Genomic DNA, 15,430 nt, shown 5'->3' with positions numbered 1-15,430 from the left:
GCGACAGACCGCATACATGCAGTTCGTTCATCTTCACACGCACAGCGAGTACTCGCTCCTCGACGGCGCGAACCGGATCGACGATCTGGTCGACCGGGCGGTCGCGCTCGGCATGCCCGCGCTCGCCCTCACCGACCACGGCAACCTGTTCGGCGCCTGGGAGTTCCAGGAGAAGGCCCGCGCGAAGGGCATCACGCCGATCATCGGTTGCGAAGCCTACGTCGCGTACGGCGACCGGCGCGCCCGCAAGATGGAACCGGGCGCCCCCGCCAACTACGCGCACCTCATCCTGCTCGCCGAGAACCGGACCGGTTACTCGAACCTCATCAAGCTCTCGTCGATCGGCTACACGGAGGGCTTCTACCACCGGCCGCGGGTCGATCACGCCGTCCTCGAGGAGCACGCCGAGGGCCTCATCTGTCTGTCCGCGTGTCTCGCCGGGGAGGTCGCCCGCTACCTCCAGCACGAGCGCTACGACGACGCGAAACGCACCGCGGAGTGGCACGCCCGCGTGTTCAGCGACCGGTACTGGCTCGAACTGCAGGACCACGGGATCCCGAAGCAGGACCAGGTGAACCGGGGCATCATCCAGCTCTCCGAGGAACTCGGGCTCCCTCTCGTGCTGACGAACGACGCCCACTACATGCGGCGCGAGGACGCGGACGTCCACGACACCCTCCTCTGCATCGGGACGGGGAAGGACAAGGACGATCCCGACCGGCTCCGCTTCCACGGCGAGGAGAGCTACTTCAAGACGGCCGAGGAGATGGCCGAACTGTTCCCCGACCTGCCGGGCCTGCTCTCCGAGACGGTCCGCATCGCGGAACGCTGCGAGGTGAGGGTCGAGAAGCAGTACCGGTTGCCGACCTTCCCCCTCCCGGACCGCTTCTCCGATCCGATGGAGCTGCTGCGCCACCAGGCGACCGAGGGGGCGAAGGCGCGCTACGGCGATCCTCTGCCCGATCCGGTCCGCGAGCGTCTCGGGTACGAACTGGAGGTGATCGAGAACACAGGGTACGCGGGATACCTGCTCATCGTGTGGGACTTCATCGTGGCGGCGCGCGAGCGGGGGATTCCGGTGGGACCCGGCCGAGGGTCCGCGGCGGGCTCGATCATCTGCTACGCGCTCGGGATCACCGACGTGGATCCGCTCGAATTCGACCTCCTGTTCGAGCGCTTCCTCAATCCCGAGCGCGTCTCGATGCCGGACATCGACATCGACTTCTGCTACGAGCGGCGCGGCGAGGTCATCGACTACGTGCGCGAGAAGTACGGCCAGGCCTCCGTCGGCCAGATCATCACGTTCGGGACCATGAAGGCGCGGGCGGTGATCAGGGACGTCGGCCGCGTGCTCGGCTTCTCTCCCTCCGACACGGACCGGCTCGCGAAGCTCGTCCCGTCGAGTCCGGGCTTCTCGCTCACCGTGTCCCAGGCGAGGAAGAAGGTGGGGGAACTCGCCGAACTCGACCGGGAGGATCCGCAGGTCGCGAAGCTGCTCGACTACGCCGAGCGGATCGAGGGACTGTCGCGTCACAGTTCGGTGCACGCGGCCGGCGTCGTGATCGCGCCCGGGCCGCTCGACGACTACGTGCCGGTCTACTCGGACACCCGCACCAGCGCGGACACCGTGATCACGCAGTTCGACATGAACGCGCTCGAGAAGGCTGGCCTGCTCAAGATGGACTTCCTGGGCCTGCGCACGCTGACCGTGATCGCCGACGCGGCGCGAAACGTCGAGGAGCGGCACGGCCGCCGGGTCGACTGGGAGGAGATCGGGCTCGAGGACCCCGCGGTGTACGGGATGCTCGCCGCCGGCCGTACGAGCGGCGTCTTCCAGTTCGAGTCCAGCCTCGCGACCGACAAGCTGCGCGCCATGCGCTGCGACCGGTTCGACGACCTCGTCGCGGTCAACGCGCTCATCCGCCCCGGTCCGCTCGATTCGGGGATGACGGACGTCTACATCGCCCGCAAACGCGGACTCGAGGAGGTCGAATACCCTCACCCGGACCTCGAGGAGATCCTCGAGCCGACGTACGGGGTCATCACCTATCAGGAGCAGGTGATGCGCGCCGCGAACCTGCTGGCCGGGTTCACGCTCGCCGAAGCCGATGTCCTCAGGAAGGCGGTGGGAAAGAAGGACGCGGAACTCACGGACCGGGTGCTGGGCGAGTTCGTCGCGCGCGCGGCCGGGCGGGGCGTGGCGAAGGCGAAGGCCCGCGAGATCGCCGAACTCATCCGGACCTTCGGCCGCTACGGCTTCAACAAGGCGCACAGCGTCGCATACGCGCTCCTCTCCTACCGGACCGCATGGCTGAAGGCGCATTACCCGGCCGAGTTCATGGCCGGCCTGCTCTCGTCCGAGATCGGAAGCACGGACGCGGTCGTGTCCTACATCGGGGCGTCCCGACTGCTCGGGATCCGCGTCCTTCCCCCATCGGTGAAGGAATCCGGCTATCGCTTCACCGTGGTCGACGACCCCGACGACGCCGGGAAATCGGCGATTCGCTTCGGGCTGGGAGCGATCAAGGGTGTGGGGCACTCCGCGATCCAGTCGATCCGGGCCGCGCGCGGGGAGGCCCCGTTCGAGAGCTTCATGGACTTTCTCGAGCGAATCGACCTCCGCCTCAACAACTCGCGCGTGATCCAGGCCCTGATCGGAGCGGGCGCGGTGGACGACCTCGGCGACCGGGCGGCGCTCGTCGAGGGGCTGGACGTCATGATGAACGAGGCGCAACTCCGGCGGCAGGAGGCCGAGAGCGGCCAGACCAGTCTGTTCGGAGAAGACGCCGACGCCGCGCGCCCGTCCGTAGAGCTTCCGGCGGTGCCGGCGTGGAGCGAGCGCAACCGGCTTCGGGAGGAGAAGGAGCGCCTCGGGTTCTACATTTCCGGACACCCGCTGGAACGCTACCGGGATCTCGTCGAGCTCTACGCCGTCGAGGCCAGGACGACGAGTCTGCCCGAGCACCGCGACCGCACCGTCGAGATCCCGTGCGTGATCACGGAAGCGTCGGTTCGCACCGCGCGCAGGGACGGACGCGAGTGGGCCCGCCTCACGATCGAGGATTTCCACGGCACGGCGACGACCCTCGCCTTCGGGGACATCTGGCAGAAGAATCGCGGCCTTCTGACCGATGACCGGCCCGTCCTCATCACGGGCACGGTGTCGGGCAACTCGCGAGATGACGAGGATCCGCCCATCTTCCTCGATTCCGTGCGACCCCTGGCGGACGTGCGGGATGAGGGACAGGTGGGGATCCTGATCGAACTCCGCGAGGATGAGCCGCCCGAGCCGGGTGCGTTCGACAGGGCCCGGGAACTGCTGGAGGCCTCTCGGGGACGGGGCCCCCTGTACCTGGAGTGGAGGGCGGTCGCCCGGCGCGACGAGAGCGGAACGGAGCCGGTCGACGGCGGGCCGGTCGAGGGGGGCGAGGAGGCGAGCCCGCCCCGATTCGAGTCCGGAACGCTGCGGGTCTCGCCGACCGCCGCGCTGGTCGAGGAACTGCGGGCGCTGCTGGGCAGCGGGGTGAAGCTGGTCCGGAGTCGCTGACCGGGGCCACCTTGTCCGCGTCCCCCGCGAGTGGCGCCGCCCCCGGACGAAGGACGGTCGCGTATGTCGACAGAACAGGAAGGGCTGGCCGAGCTCCGCGGCCACGTCGAGGAGCTTCGGAACAAGGCCAGGGAGCGCGGCATCGACGTCAGCGCCGAGCTGAAGCCGCTGGAGGCCCAGCTCGCCGCCGCGCACGATGAGGCGATGGCCCGGCTCTCCCGCTTCGATCGCGTCAAGCTCGCCCGCAACCAGGACCGGCCCTTCTCCCTCGACTACATCGACGGGACCGGAACCGATTTCTTCGAGCTGAGAGGCGACCGCGCCTTCCGCGACGACCCCGCGATCGTCGGGGGCTGGCTCAGGCTCGGCGGTGGCTCGGTGATGGTGATCGGCCATCAGAAGGGCCGGGAGATGAAGGAGAACCTGCGGCGCAACTTCGGTTCTCCGCACCCCGAGGGGTACCGGAAGGCGAAGCGCCTCATGGAACTGGCGGAGAAGTTCGGCCGCCCCGTCGTCACCTTCATCGACACGCAGGGCGCGTATCCCGGCGTCGGCGCCGAGGAGCGGGGCCAGGCCGAAGCGATCGCGAGGAACCTGGCCGTGATGGCCGGCCTCCGCGTTCCCATCGTGAGCTGTGTGATCGGCGAGGGCGGCTCGGGCGGCGCGCTGGGGATCGGCGTGGCGGACCGGGTGCTGATGATGGAGAACGCGATCTATTCGGTGATCTCGCCCGAGGGGTGCGCCGCGATCCTGTGGCGGAGCCGGGACCACGCCGACCAGGCGGCGGAAGCGCTCAGGCTCACGGCCGGCGATCTTCAGGATCTGGATGTCGTGGATCAGGTCATCCCGGAGCCCCGAGGCGGGGCGCACACCGACCCGGCCGCCGCCGTGGAAGCGATGGGCGCCGCGATCCGGCGCCACCTGCGGGAACTCTCGAAGATGGACGGGCGCGAACTCGTCGAGGCGCGGCGTGAGAAGTACTACGGCATGGGCGTGTGGGAAGAGAACTGAGGGGGGAGACATGAGGGAGGACAGACGACCGCGCCCCGCGCGGCCCCGCCCCCCGCACTCCGCGCGACCGCCGGCCGCCCCCGCCTCCGCGCCGCGCCCGGCGCCGGGGTCCGTCCCCGCGCCGGGTCCGCCGGCGGGAGCGCCGGGCCAGATCCTGGAAGTGCAGTTCAAGGGCCTGCGCTCGGACTTTTTCTCCTTCACCGGGGTTCGACCGCTGGCGGAGCGGGAATACGTCGTCGTGGCGGCCGATCGAGGACAGGACATCGGTTTGGTGAAGCGGGCCGCGGCCTCCGAGGACCTCGCGTGCGAGGGCGGCTGCGACCATGTGGGCGTCCGGCACGTGCCGCCGCCCTCCCGCCGGGTCATTCGCCGCGCGGCGCCCGCCGATGTGCTGCGGCTCCTGCAGCTTCGCGACCAGGAACTCGAGGTGCGGAGGCGCACGCGGGAACTCGTGGGGAAGCACCGGCTCCGCATGAAGGTGAGCGAGGCCGAGTGGCAGTGGGACCGCAACAAGCTCACCGTGTACTTCACGGCCGAGAAGAGGGTCGACTTTCGCGCGCTCGTGCGGGACATGGCGCGCTCCTTCCGAACCAGGATCGAACTCCGGCAGATCGGGGTTCGGGATGAGGCGCGCCGCCTCGGCGGACTCGGCCGGTGTCGCCGCGAGCTGTGCTGCCGGTCGTGGCTCACCTCGATCGAGCCGGTGACGCTCCAACTCGCCAAGGACCAGGGGCTCTCGCTCAATCCGAGCCAGATTTCGGGCGCCTGCGGGCGCCTCATGAACTGTCTGCGCTACGAACACGCGGTGTACGCGCAGGCGAAGAAGCGTTTCCCGCCCGTCGGCAGGACGATCCGTACGGCGAAGGGGCGGGAGAGTGTGAAGTCCTGGGACATCTTCCGTGAGACCATCTCGCTTCAGGGTGGCGACGGCGAGGTGCGCACCATTCCTCTCGACCAGCTCCGGGAGGAGAGGCGGGCCACCCGCCGCGCCGAACTGGACCGCTGACCTTGCCCCGGTTCTACCTCACCACAGCCATCGACTACTCGAACGGCGACCCGCATCTGGGGCACGCGATCGAGAAGATCGGCGCCGACGTCATCGCCCGGTATCGCCGCGCCCGCGGGGACGACGTGCACTTCCTCATCGGGATGGACGAGCACGGCCAGAAGGTTCAGCGGGAGGCCGAGAAGAACGGATCGAGCCCGCAGGCGTGGGTCGACCGCATCGCGGAGTCCTTTCTCGAGGTCTGGGATCGCCTTGGACTCTCGAACGACGACTTCATCCGTACGTCCGAGCCGCGCCACCACCGCGGGCTCACGACGCTCATGGAGCGTATCGCCGCGAACGGCGATTTCCGGCGCGCGAAGTACGAGGGGTACTACTGCGCCGGGTGCGAGGCGTTCAAGAAGGAAGAAGAACTCGCGGACGGCGCGTGTCCGCTCCACCCCGGTCGCGAAGTGGAATGGACGGAAGAGGACAACTGGTTCTTCCGGCTCTCCGCCTACCGGGACGCGCTGCTCGCCGGCCTGCGGGACGACCCCGGCCGGGTGCGCCCCCGGACGCGGCGTAACGAGATCACGCGGCTGCTCGAGGCCGGCCTCGACGATATCTCCGCCTCCCGCTCCCGGATCCGCTGGGGCATCCCCTTCCCGGCGGACGAGGACCATACGGTCTACGTATGGTTCGACGCGCTCTCGAACTACATCACGGCGATCGGCTATCCGGACGACGAGGCGTTCGAGAAGTTGTGGCCCGCGGACCTCCACATCATCGGCAAGGACATCACCCGCTTTCACTGCGTCTACTGGCCCGCCATGCTGATGGCGGCGGGCGTCGAACCGGCGAGATGCGTGTGGGGTCACGGCTTCGTGAAGATCGGCGGGGCCAAGCTCTCCAAGTCGGCGGGAACCGAACTGGGTCTCATCGAACTCATCGAACGTCACGGTCCGGACGCGTTGCGCTACTTCCTGTTGCGGGAGGTGCCCTGGGACGGCGACCGCGACTTCCCGTCCGCCGAGGCCTTCATCGAACAGTTCGACCGGCGCTACACGACGGACCTGGCGAACGACCTCGGGAACCTCCTCAACCGCGTCGTTTCAATGGTCTCCCGGTATCGGACCGGCGGCGTGCCTCCGCTGCGGGGGGGAGACCTCGCGGAGAAGGCGTCGCTCGCCCTCTCGGAGTACCACGCCGCAATGGACGGCTACCTGCTGCACCGGGGTCTGGGGGCCGCCTTCGACGTCGTGCGCGCGGCGAACGGGTTCGTGGACGAGACGAAGCCGTGGGCGCTGGCCAAGGCCGAGCGGGCCGGGGCGAGCCCGGATGTGCTCGACGGCGTATTGGCGCAACTCATGGCGGCGCTGGGCGCCATCGCCTCGATGCTGGCCCCGTTCACCCCGCGCAAGGCCGCGGAACTCTGGCATGCGCTGGGAGGAGCCGGGCCGCCACCTCCATTCGCGGACCTCGAACACGCGGTGGGGCTTCTGGAGCCGGTTCGGCCCGGGGCGGTGCTGTTCCCCCGTCCATAGTGTCGCGTCCCGGAAATATCTCGGCTATTCGAGCACCGTTGAATCCGGTAACACGGTGCAACGAGTTTGCCCTTGGCGTCGCCCGCAAGTAACTTTAATGGTCTGTACTGCGGCTGCATAACCGCAGTTACGTTTCGCGGCGAATTTCCGGCGACCCGACCACGCCGCCGTGTCCCTGTGGGACCGGAGGCACCGGGTCGCCGTCTACTTGACTTGTGACTCATGGCTGGAAGATTGAAGAAACCGTATTACTGGACGATTCAGATACTGCCCGCGGGCAGCAGGCGCACCCGGACCTTCAGGTTCAGGAAGCGCACGGCCAAGGCCATCCTGTGGGGTGGGGCGACGCTCGTCTTCCTCGCCTCGGCCCTCTTCATCGGCGTGCTGGGACGAAGGGATGCCGTCGAGAACCTCGCCCGCTATCGGGCCGAGAACCAGCAACTCATCGGCAGCCTCAGGGCCATGGAGCGCCGGAGCGACCAGTTGGGCCAGGCGCTCGACGATCTCTCCGCCCGAGAGCAGAGGTTCCGGCTCCTCGCCGGCCTTCCGCTGCTCGATCCGGACGTCTACTCGGTGGGCGTTGGAGGGCCCGGAGGCGGCGCCCCGGCGGAAGATGAGTTCTTCGAGGTCGCGCCCGCCCTCGCGCGCGCCGCGGGGGATATCGCGGTCGACCTCGAGCAGCTGCTGCGGAGAGCCGACCTTCTCGGAGCCAGTCTGGCCGAGGCGGCGGACTCGGTCGGAGCGATGCGCGAGCGATATCAGCGCATCCCGTCCATCTGGCCGGTGATCGCGGAGGACTCCTGGATTTCCTCGGGGTTCAGCCACAGCCGCCTGCACCCCCTGCTCGGCCTTCGCCGGCCGCACACCGCCGTCGACATCTCGGCCGATTTCGGCAGCCTCGTCGTGGCGACGGGGGCCGGCCGGGTCACCTTCGCCGGCTCGCGGAGCGGCTACGGGCGCGTGGTGGATATCGATCACGGCGACGGATATCAGAGTCGCTACGCGCACCTGGGGCGTGTCGGTGTCCGGGTGGGCGCCGAGGTCCGCCGAGGGGACGTGATCGGCGAGGTGAGCGACACCGGTGAGGCCACCGGGCCGAATCTTCACTACGAGGTTCGGCGCCACGACCGTGCCCTGAATCCCGTCCGCTTTTTCCTCGACGACAGCTACCGCCGCTAGCGGAAGCTCCTTACATTCGTCTGCCCGCGGTCCCCATCCGTTCGCGGGTGGGGAACCGCGGTCGTCACCATTCTGGAAGACTCGAACCGGGAGCCTGATCGAATGTCGAAGTTGCGTTTCGCGATCCCTCTGCTGGCGACTCTCCCTCTGCTGACCGCATGTGGCGGCAGAATCACCGTGCAGGTGTTGGCGGAAGGCGCCGATGCCGCGCCGGTCGATGACCTCGAAGTCCAGTTCCTCCCCTTTGATCGCGACTCCCTGTTCGCGGTCATCTCCTCGCAGGCCGCGACGCCCGAGCCCCCGATCCCGGCGGATCTCGAGGAGGCGTCGATGGCGGAGCGCGAACTGCGGGACATGTGGAGTCAGGCGGAGATGAACTGGAACAACGTCCGCGATGAAATGCGGACGATCACGGAGCGCCTCGAGGACCTCGATGATCGCAGTCGGGAATACCTGGAACTGTTCGACCAGTTCGGGGACCTGGAAGATGAGGAGCGGGCCCTGAACCGCCGGCGCCAGGCGGCGTTCGACGACTTCGACGAGATGCAGCAGGCCAACCAGCAACGGATCGATTCCGTCTGCATCGTCATCGACTCCTGGGAAGAGGTGGCCTTCGCCGAGTACGGCGACGTGGAGGCCGACCTCCTCGCGGCACTCGGCCGCGAGGCGATGGCGGATACGACGGACGCGGATGGCGTGGCCTTCGCCGCGGCGTCGGGTGGTCCGTGGTGGGTCCACGCCCGCCTGAACACCGCCGCGGGCGAACTCTACTGGAACGTCGTGGTGGAAGAGGCTTCGCCCGACACGCTGCGTCTGCAGTCCGGGAACGCCGAACTCCGCCAGGGCGTCCGTCAGCGCTGCTAGCCGGAGACATGGCCAAAGACTTGGCGGGGAAGCTCGCGCTGCCCCGCTGCGAGTGGCCGGCGGGGTTCGTCACGACCCGCCGGTCCCGTCGCGACCGGGCGCCGCGCGTCTCGTGCGCTCGCAGCCCCGCCCGCTAGATCGCCGGGTTACGCATGGTCGAGACGCCTGTCCCGCTCAGGCTTGAGATCGACTCGAACAAGATCGCCTGGCTGATCTTCGACACACCCGGCTCGCGGGTGAATCTGCTCGGCTCCGGCCTCATGCGCTCCCTCAACCGACGTCTGGCGGAACTCGAGTCGCGCATCGCGACCGGCTATCCGATTGCCGTGGTCCTGTGGAGCGGAAAACCCGGCACCTTCATCGCCGGCGCCAACGTGGAAGAGATCGCGGAGATCGAGGATGCGGAGGACGGCCGCGCGAAGAGCGCCGAGGGTCAGCGGATATTCCGGCGGCTGGAACGGCTCGGGGTGCCGAAGATCGCGGCGATCGACGGCGTGTGTCTCGGGGGAGGCACGGAACTCGCGCTGGCCTGCGATTGGCGCGTCGCCTCGGACTCGCCGAACACCCGGATCGGACTGCCGGAAGTTCGACTCGGGTTGATTCCCGGTTTCGGAGGGTCGGTCCGGCTTCCGCGGCTCATCGGTATTCAACGCGCCCTCTCCATGATCCTCACCGGGAGGAGCCTGTCCGCCACGACCGCGCACCGGTACGGCCTCGTGGATCAGGTCGTCCCGCGGGAGGGATTCCGTGCCGCCATCGCCACGGTGGCGCTGGACGCGGTGCTCGGCCAGGTCGAGCGGCTGCGACCCGGTCTGTCCATGCGGGATCGGCTGCTGGAAGGCACCGGGCTGGGGCGGCGCTTCCTGTTCCGTGGCGCCCGAAAGCGGGTTCTGGGCGCCACGGGGGGGCGATATCCGGCCCCGCTGGCGGCGATCGATGTGATCCGGGAGACGATGGACCTGCGGATCGACGAGGCGCTCGCGATCGAGGCGAAGGCTCTCGGACAGGTGGCGACGACCCACGTGGGCCGGAATCTCGTGCGGCTCTTCAGACTGGGTCGGGCGGCTCGGAAGGCCCTGGCCCCCGAGATCGCCGCGCAGGCGGGGGCGATCGAAAGGGTCGCCGTACTCGGCGCGGGCGTCATGGGCGGAGGGATCGCGGAACTCGTGGCCGCGAACGACATCTCCGTCATCCTCAAGGATATCGACCAGGAAGCGCTCGACGTGGGCCTTCGGCACGCGAGCGAACTGCTGCGGAAGGCGGGGAAGCGCGGCATCATCGCTCCCGCGGAAGTCGGTCTGAAGTTCGCCCTCGTCCACGGGACGCTCACGTACGAGAAGTTCGACGAGGTCGATGTGGTCGTCGAGGCGGTCGTCGAACGACTGCCCGTGAAGCAGCAGGTCCTGCGGGAAACAGAGAAGGTGCTCCCGCCGCGAGCCGTCTTCGCAACGAACACCTCCTCCTTGTCGGTGACCGAGCTGGCTCGTGCAGCCGCCCGGCCGGAGAACGTCGTGGGCCTGCACTTCTTCAATCCGGTCCACCGCATGCCGCTCGTGGAGATCATCCGCACCGAGTCCTCCTCGGAGGCGGCGCTCGCCACCGCGTTCGGACTGGCGGAGAGACTCGGCAAGACCGCAGTGCTCGTGGCCGACCGACCCGGCTTTCTCGTCAACCGACTGCTGGCGGCCTACCTGAACGAGGCCGGGCACCTCCTCGCCGACGGAGCCGACGTGGCCGGAATCGACCGGGCGCTGAAGAAGTTCGGGATGCCGATGGGTCCATGCCGACTGCTGGACGAGATCGGGTTCGATATCGCGGGACACGTCGCGAAGGAGATGACTCGCGCGTTCGGAGACCGCATGAGACCGTCGCCGGCGCTGGATATGCTCACGCATCTTGGCCGGCTGGGGAAGAAGAACGGTCGCGGCTTCTACACGTACTCCGATCGGGAGGAAAGGGTCGACCGCGAGGTTTCCCGCGCCTTCGCCTCCGGGCGCCGCGGCGTGAAGACGGCGGAGATCGTCGACCGCTGTTTGCTGATCCTCGTGAACGAGGCCATGTACGCGCTCTCGGAGGGCGTTGTCGCCCGCGCGGGAGATGTGGATCTCGCGATGGTTCTGGGTACGGGTTTCCCGCCGTACCGGGGCGGTCCGCTGGCCTGGGCCGAAGCGCTGGGCGTCCGCTCGGTTCGCGACCGCCTGCGGGAGTTGAGCGACCTCCGCGGCGAGCGGTTCTCTCCGGCGCCGGCGCTGGACAGGGTGGCGGACGCGGGTGGTTCGCTCACCGTCGCCTAGCCCCGAGTGGGCTTCGACCTCTTCGGCGCACGCCGGCGGGCGCTGCGGGCTGCCCGGCGGATCCCCGACACGGCGCCCTTCGTGGATGTGCGGGTCCATCGAGGCGCCGACGTACAACGGTTCCGTCAGGAACTGCTGGTAGACGGCCCCGAGCTGAGAATCACGCTTCAACTTCTCGACGCCGGGTTCCCGCCCGTGAGGATCGACGATTCCACGACCCTCCGCCCGGGTTCACTGCTCATGTGGTATCTGTGGCCCGGGAAGCCGTTCGAGATCGGCGCCTTCCACCACGCGCGAGGGACGTTCCAGGGCCATTACATCAACCTCATACGGCCCCCGCGCATGGAGCTGCGGCCCTGGATCATCGAGGATCTCTATCTCGACGTGTGGGTGCCCGCGAACGGCCGGGGCGTGTTGCTCGATGAGGAGAAACTGCGCGCGGCGGTCGAGCGCGGGGAGCTCTCCGCGCGCGAGGCCGGAGAAGTACGCGCGCTCGGAGGGCGGTTGCTCGCGGCGACGCGACGCTCCCGCTGGCTTCCCGCGGGCGTCCGATGCCGGCCGGTGGAAATGGTCCCGGCGCTGCGACTGCGGCGGGATGCCCCGGGGACGTTTCACGCCGCGCGCATCTCGGGGCGCATCATCGCCTACGGCCTCTATGTCATGGGAGCCGCGTCCGCGACATCGATGGGTTTCGCGGCCTTCAGCGACGCGTTCCTGGTCGCGGGGCCGGCCCAGCAGATCTGGAAAGTGGCGATTCTGTGCGAGGCCCTCCTGCTGGCGCCGTTCGCGCTCTCGGGCCGGCTGCCCGCCACACGCTGGCCGCAGCCGCCGCTGCTGGACGAGCGCTCGCTCTTCGTCGCCACCCTGGCCTCGGGACTCGCGGTACTCGGCCTCAATTCGCGGGCGGAATGGTCGGAGGTATTGCTTCCCGTGTACGGGACCCTGGGGCTCTTCTCGCTTATCTTTGCCGTCAGCCGCTGCTGGTTCGACCGAGAGGTGCCGGTCTTCGCCCTGGCGGGGGTGGGGATGACGGTGCTCGCGCTCGTCTTCCTGCTCTAGCGAACCGCCGGGCTCCGCGGCGACCGACACACGCGGCGGCCACGGGCCGTACGGGAGATCCATGGACGACCGATCGAAACGACGACTCCGCTTCCTGGCCGCCTCCGGCGTGCTCTTCACCGCGGTCTGGTTCCTCTGGAACACGCCGTTCGTGTACCCGGTCAAGCTGTTCGTCGTCCTGCTCCACGAGATCAGTCACGGGCTGGCGTCGCTGGCGACCGGAGGCGAGATCCTCGCCATCGAGGTCACCCCGCTCGAGGGCGGATCGTGCCGGTGCCCCGGGGGCAACGCGTTCGTGGCGCTGTCCGCGGGCTACCTGGGGAGCCTCCTCTGGGGCGGACTCATGATCTGGGGCGCGGAGCGCTTTCCGGCCTTCAGCGCCTGGCTCGCCGCGGCGCTCGCGGCGATCGTGGCGAGCGTCACGCTGATCTTCGTGCGGGAACCGTTCGCGGCGGCGTTCGGACTGGCGTTCGCCGCCGCGCTCCTCGTCGTCGCCTGGCGCGGCGGCTGGAGAGTCAGTCGGTGGGTATTGACCGCGCTCGGTCTCGTCAGTTGCCTGTACGCGGTGCTCGACATCAAGAGCGACATCCTGGACCGCCCGGAGTTGCGCTCGGACGCGCGCATGCTCGCCGAACTCACGGGCGTGCCGACGATGGTCTGGGGCGGCGTGTGGATCGCGGTCGCCCTCCTGTTCTGCTTCTTCCTCTTCCGTTGGGCCTGGCGCCGCGCGTAGTTCCCGGCGCCGGGGCGGTTCAGTGCTCCTCCGGCCCCGGGTCGCGACCCAGCCACCGCAGCGGCTCATAGGCGCCGATCGGCCACGGAAAGACGACGGGACTCTCGTACCCGTCCGCCGATACACTGGCCACGCCGAACCACCCGCTCGGCCGAGACCGAGGCGACGATGTCGTGGAGCGCCGCCAGTTCCGAGGGCGGACCCTTCGGTTCCTGCGCGCTGAGCGACCGGTCCGCCGAGGGTGCCGCCGGCAGGGTTACGAGGACGAGGGTCGCCGGCCCCCTCGCGGCTGAGGTCGCGGCTTCGTTCGCACGAGAACGGGGCGGATATCTTATGGCGAAACTGGCCTGCGGACAGAGGTTCCGTTAGCGTCGCGTGTCCCTCCGCCCATCCGGCGGCGCCGCGTCACCCCTGAACGACCGACCCGTGAATCGAACCGAACGCGTTGGACAGCGAGTCTCGAATCTGTTCGGCATGACCCTCCGGCAGGCCCCGGGGGAAGCCGAGATCGAATCTCACAGACTCCTCCTGAGGGCCGGCTACGTGCGCCAGCTGGCGGCCGGCATCTTCTCCTACCTTCCCCTCGCCTGGAGATCGCTCCGGAAGATCGAGCAGATCCTGCGCGAGGAGATGGATCGGATCGACGGACAGGAACTCTCGATGCCGGTCGTGCATCCGGCGGAGCTGTGGCAGGCGACGGGTCGCTGGTACGACATCGACGCGACCATGGCTCGCTTCGTGGACCGGCGCGAGCGCGACATGCTGCTGGCGATGACGCACGAGGAGGTGGTGGCCTTTCACACGGCTTCCGAGATCCAGTCCTACCGCCAGCTCCCCGTCATGGTCTATCACATGCAGACCAAGTTCCGGGACGAACTCCGCTCGCGCGGCGGGCTGATCCGTGTACGCGAGTTCACCATGAAGGACTCCTACTCGCTCGATCGGGATCGGGAGGGACTCGAGGCACAGTACGACCGGCACTACGAGGCCTACGAGCGCATCGGGCGCCGCTGCGGCCTGCCGCTGACGGCCGTGAAGAGCGATACCGGGATGATGGGCGGCAAGATTGCGCACGAATTCATGTACATCACGCCCATCGGCGAGGACAGCCTCGCGCTGTGCGATGGCTGCGGATATGCGGCGAACCGCGAAGTAGCCGAGTTCACGCTCGAGCCCGCGGACGGGAAGATGTCGCGGCTGGAGCGCGTACACACGCCGGAGACCGCCACGATCGCCGACCTCACCGCGCTACTCGGGATCTCCGCGCGAGAGACCGCCAAGATGGTGTTCTACGTCGGCAGCTTCGGAGGAGAGGCCGGCGCCCGCGAGGACAAGCTGATCGCGGCCATCGTGCGCGGGGACCTCGAGGCAAACTCCATTCAGGTCCAGAACCTGAGCGGGGCGCTCGAACTCCGCCCGGCCCACGAGGAGGAGATCGCAGCGACCGGCATGGTGCCGGGCTTCGCTTCGCCTGTCGGAATCGCGCCGGACGCGGCCGTCTTCGTGGTCGATCGCTGGGTGACCGAGGCCCCGGGCCTCGTGCTCGGGGCGAACGAGGTCGACCATCACCTGCGCAACGTCTGCTGCGGCCGCGACTACGAGCCCGCACACGTGGGCTCGGTCGCCACGGCCTTCGAGGGCGCGCCGTGCGGGCGCTGCGGCAACGCTCTGCGCATGGCGCGCGGCGTGGAAGTGGGGAACATCTTCCAGCTCGGCACCCGTTACTCGGAGGCACTCGAGGCCAGGTTCACGGACGAGGAAGGCGTCGAGCGCCCCATCTGGATGGGGTCCTACGGGATCGGCCTCGGGCGCCTGCTCGCCTGTGTCGCCGAGGAGCACCGGGACAAGTACGGCCTCAGGCTGCCGATCTCCGTCGCGCCCTATCACGTGTCGCTGGTCTCACTGGCGCGCGAGGAGGAGACGTGGTCGGTCGCCGACCGCGTCTTCGACGAACTCTGCGGCGCCGGCGTGGAAGTGCTCTACGACGACCGGCGCGACCTCCGCGCGGGCGTGAAGTTCAACGACGCGGATCTCCGCGGCTTCCCGCTCCGCGTCGTGATCGGAGAACGCTCTCTGAAGGCGGGCGGCGCCGAACTCGGCCACCGGGGCGTCCGCGAGAGCCGCATCGTCGCGCTCGACGACCTCGCAGCCGAACTGCGAAGCGAGATCGCCGCGCTCGACGCGCGCCTCGCGCTCGACGGCTGAGGCGCGGCC

Annotated in this window: 10 protein-coding genes; all 10 read left to right on the top strand. The window is 68.8% G+C overall.

Annotated features, from left to right (window positions below):
• The first annotated feature begins 16 nt into the window (after positions 1–16).
• Positions 17–3,547 (top strand): DNA polymerase III subunit alpha, encoded by a 3,531-nt coding sequence (gene dnaE, locus ACOQPP_RS12155; protein ID WP_420636603.1) that lies wholly within the window; start codon positions 17–19, stop codon positions 3,545–3,547.
• A gap of 63 nt (positions 3,548–3,610) precedes the next feature.
• The gene (locus ACOQPP_RS12150; protein WP_420636602.1) at positions 3,611–4,558 is read left to right on the top strand and encodes an acetyl-CoA carboxylase carboxyltransferase subunit alpha; all 948 of its coding nucleotides are present in this window, start codon (positions 3,611–3,613) and stop codon (positions 4,556–4,558) included.
• Between the two features lie 10 nt (positions 4,559–4,568).
• Positions 4,569–5,564, top strand: a complete 996-nt coding sequence (locus ACOQPP_RS12145) for a PSP1 domain-containing protein (protein WP_420636601.1) — start codon at positions 4,569–4,571, stop codon at positions 5,562–5,564.
• 2 nt (positions 5,565–5,566) lie between these two features.
• On the top strand, positions 5,567–7,087 hold the full coding sequence (metG, locus tag ACOQPP_RS12140; protein ID WP_420636600.1) for a methionine--tRNA ligase: 1,521 nt from the start codon (positions 5,567–5,569) through the stop codon (positions 7,085–7,087).
• Between the two features lie 234 nt (positions 7,088–7,321).
• On the top strand, positions 7,322–8,266 hold the full coding sequence (locus tag ACOQPP_RS12135) for a M23 family metallopeptidase (protein WP_420636599.1): 945 nt from the start codon (positions 7,322–7,324) through the stop codon (positions 8,264–8,266).
• Positions 8,267–8,368: 102 nt separating this feature from the next.
• A complete protein-coding gene (locus tag ACOQPP_RS12130; RefSeq protein ID WP_420636598.1) occupies positions 8,369–9,130 on the top strand; it encodes a hypothetical protein in 762 nt (253 codons plus the stop codon).
• 152 nt (positions 9,131–9,282) lie between these two features.
• Complete coding sequence (locus ACOQPP_RS12125; RefSeq protein ID WP_420636597.1) at positions 9,283–11,424, top strand: 3-hydroxyacyl-CoA dehydrogenase NAD-binding domain-containing protein; 2,142 nt, start codon at positions 9,283–9,285, stop codon at positions 11,422–11,424.
• A 6-nt stretch (positions 11,425–11,430) separates the two neighbouring features.
• Complete coding sequence (locus tag ACOQPP_RS12120) at positions 11,431–12,483, top strand: DUF402 domain-containing protein (RefSeq protein WP_420636596.1); 1,053 nt, start codon at positions 11,431–11,433, stop codon at positions 12,481–12,483.
• Between the two features lie 61 nt (positions 12,484–12,544).
• Positions 12,545–13,216, top strand: a complete 672-nt coding sequence (locus tag ACOQPP_RS12115; protein ID WP_420636595.1) for a M50 family metallopeptidase — start codon at positions 12,545–12,547, stop codon at positions 13,214–13,216.
• 474 nt (positions 13,217–13,690) lie between these two features.
• Positions 13,691–15,421, top strand: a complete 1,731-nt coding sequence (locus tag ACOQPP_RS12110) for a proline--tRNA ligase (RefSeq protein ID WP_419164051.1) — start codon at positions 13,691–13,693, stop codon at positions 15,419–15,421.
• The last annotated feature ends 9 nt before the right edge of the window (positions 15,422–15,430 follow it).

The sequence above is a fragment of the Candidatus Palauibacter sp. genome (assembly GCF_965222475.1).
GTDB lineage: Bacteria > Gemmatimonadota > Gemmatimonadetes > Palauibacterales > Palauibacteraceae > Palauibacter.
The sequence above is the reverse complement of the archived record's forward strand: the minus strand, read 5'-3'. Positions and strand labels throughout refer to the sequence as shown.

Excerpts from the sequence above, each read along its gene's own strand:
- ACOQPP_RS12115 (WP_420636595.1), top strand. The coding sequence starts at position 12,545 with ATGGACGACCGATCGAAACGACGACTCCGCTTCCTGGCCGCCTCCGGC.
- ACOQPP_RS12145 (WP_420636601.1), top strand. The coding sequence starts at position 4,569 with ATGAGGGAGGACAGACGACCGCGCCCCGCGCGGCCCCGCCCCCCGCAC.
- ACOQPP_RS12130 (WP_420636598.1), top strand. The coding sequence starts at position 8,369 with ATGTCGAAGTTGCGTTTCGCGATCCCTCTGCTGGCGACTCTCCCTCTG.
- dnaE (WP_420636603.1), top strand. The coding sequence starts at position 17 with ATGCAGTTCGTTCATCTTCACACGCACAGCGAGTACTCGCTCCTCGAC.
- ACOQPP_RS12125 (WP_420636597.1), top strand. The coding sequence starts at position 9,283 with ATGGTCGAGACGCCTGTCCCGCTCAGGCTTGAGATCGACTCGAACAAG.
- ACOQPP_RS12150 (WP_420636602.1), top strand. The coding sequence starts at position 3,611 with ATGTCGACAGAACAGGAAGGGCTGGCCGAGCTCCGCGGCCACGTCGAG.
- ACOQPP_RS12110 (WP_419164051.1), top strand. The coding sequence starts at position 13,691 with ATGACCCTCCGGCAGGCCCCGGGGGAAGCCGAGATCGAATCTCACAGA.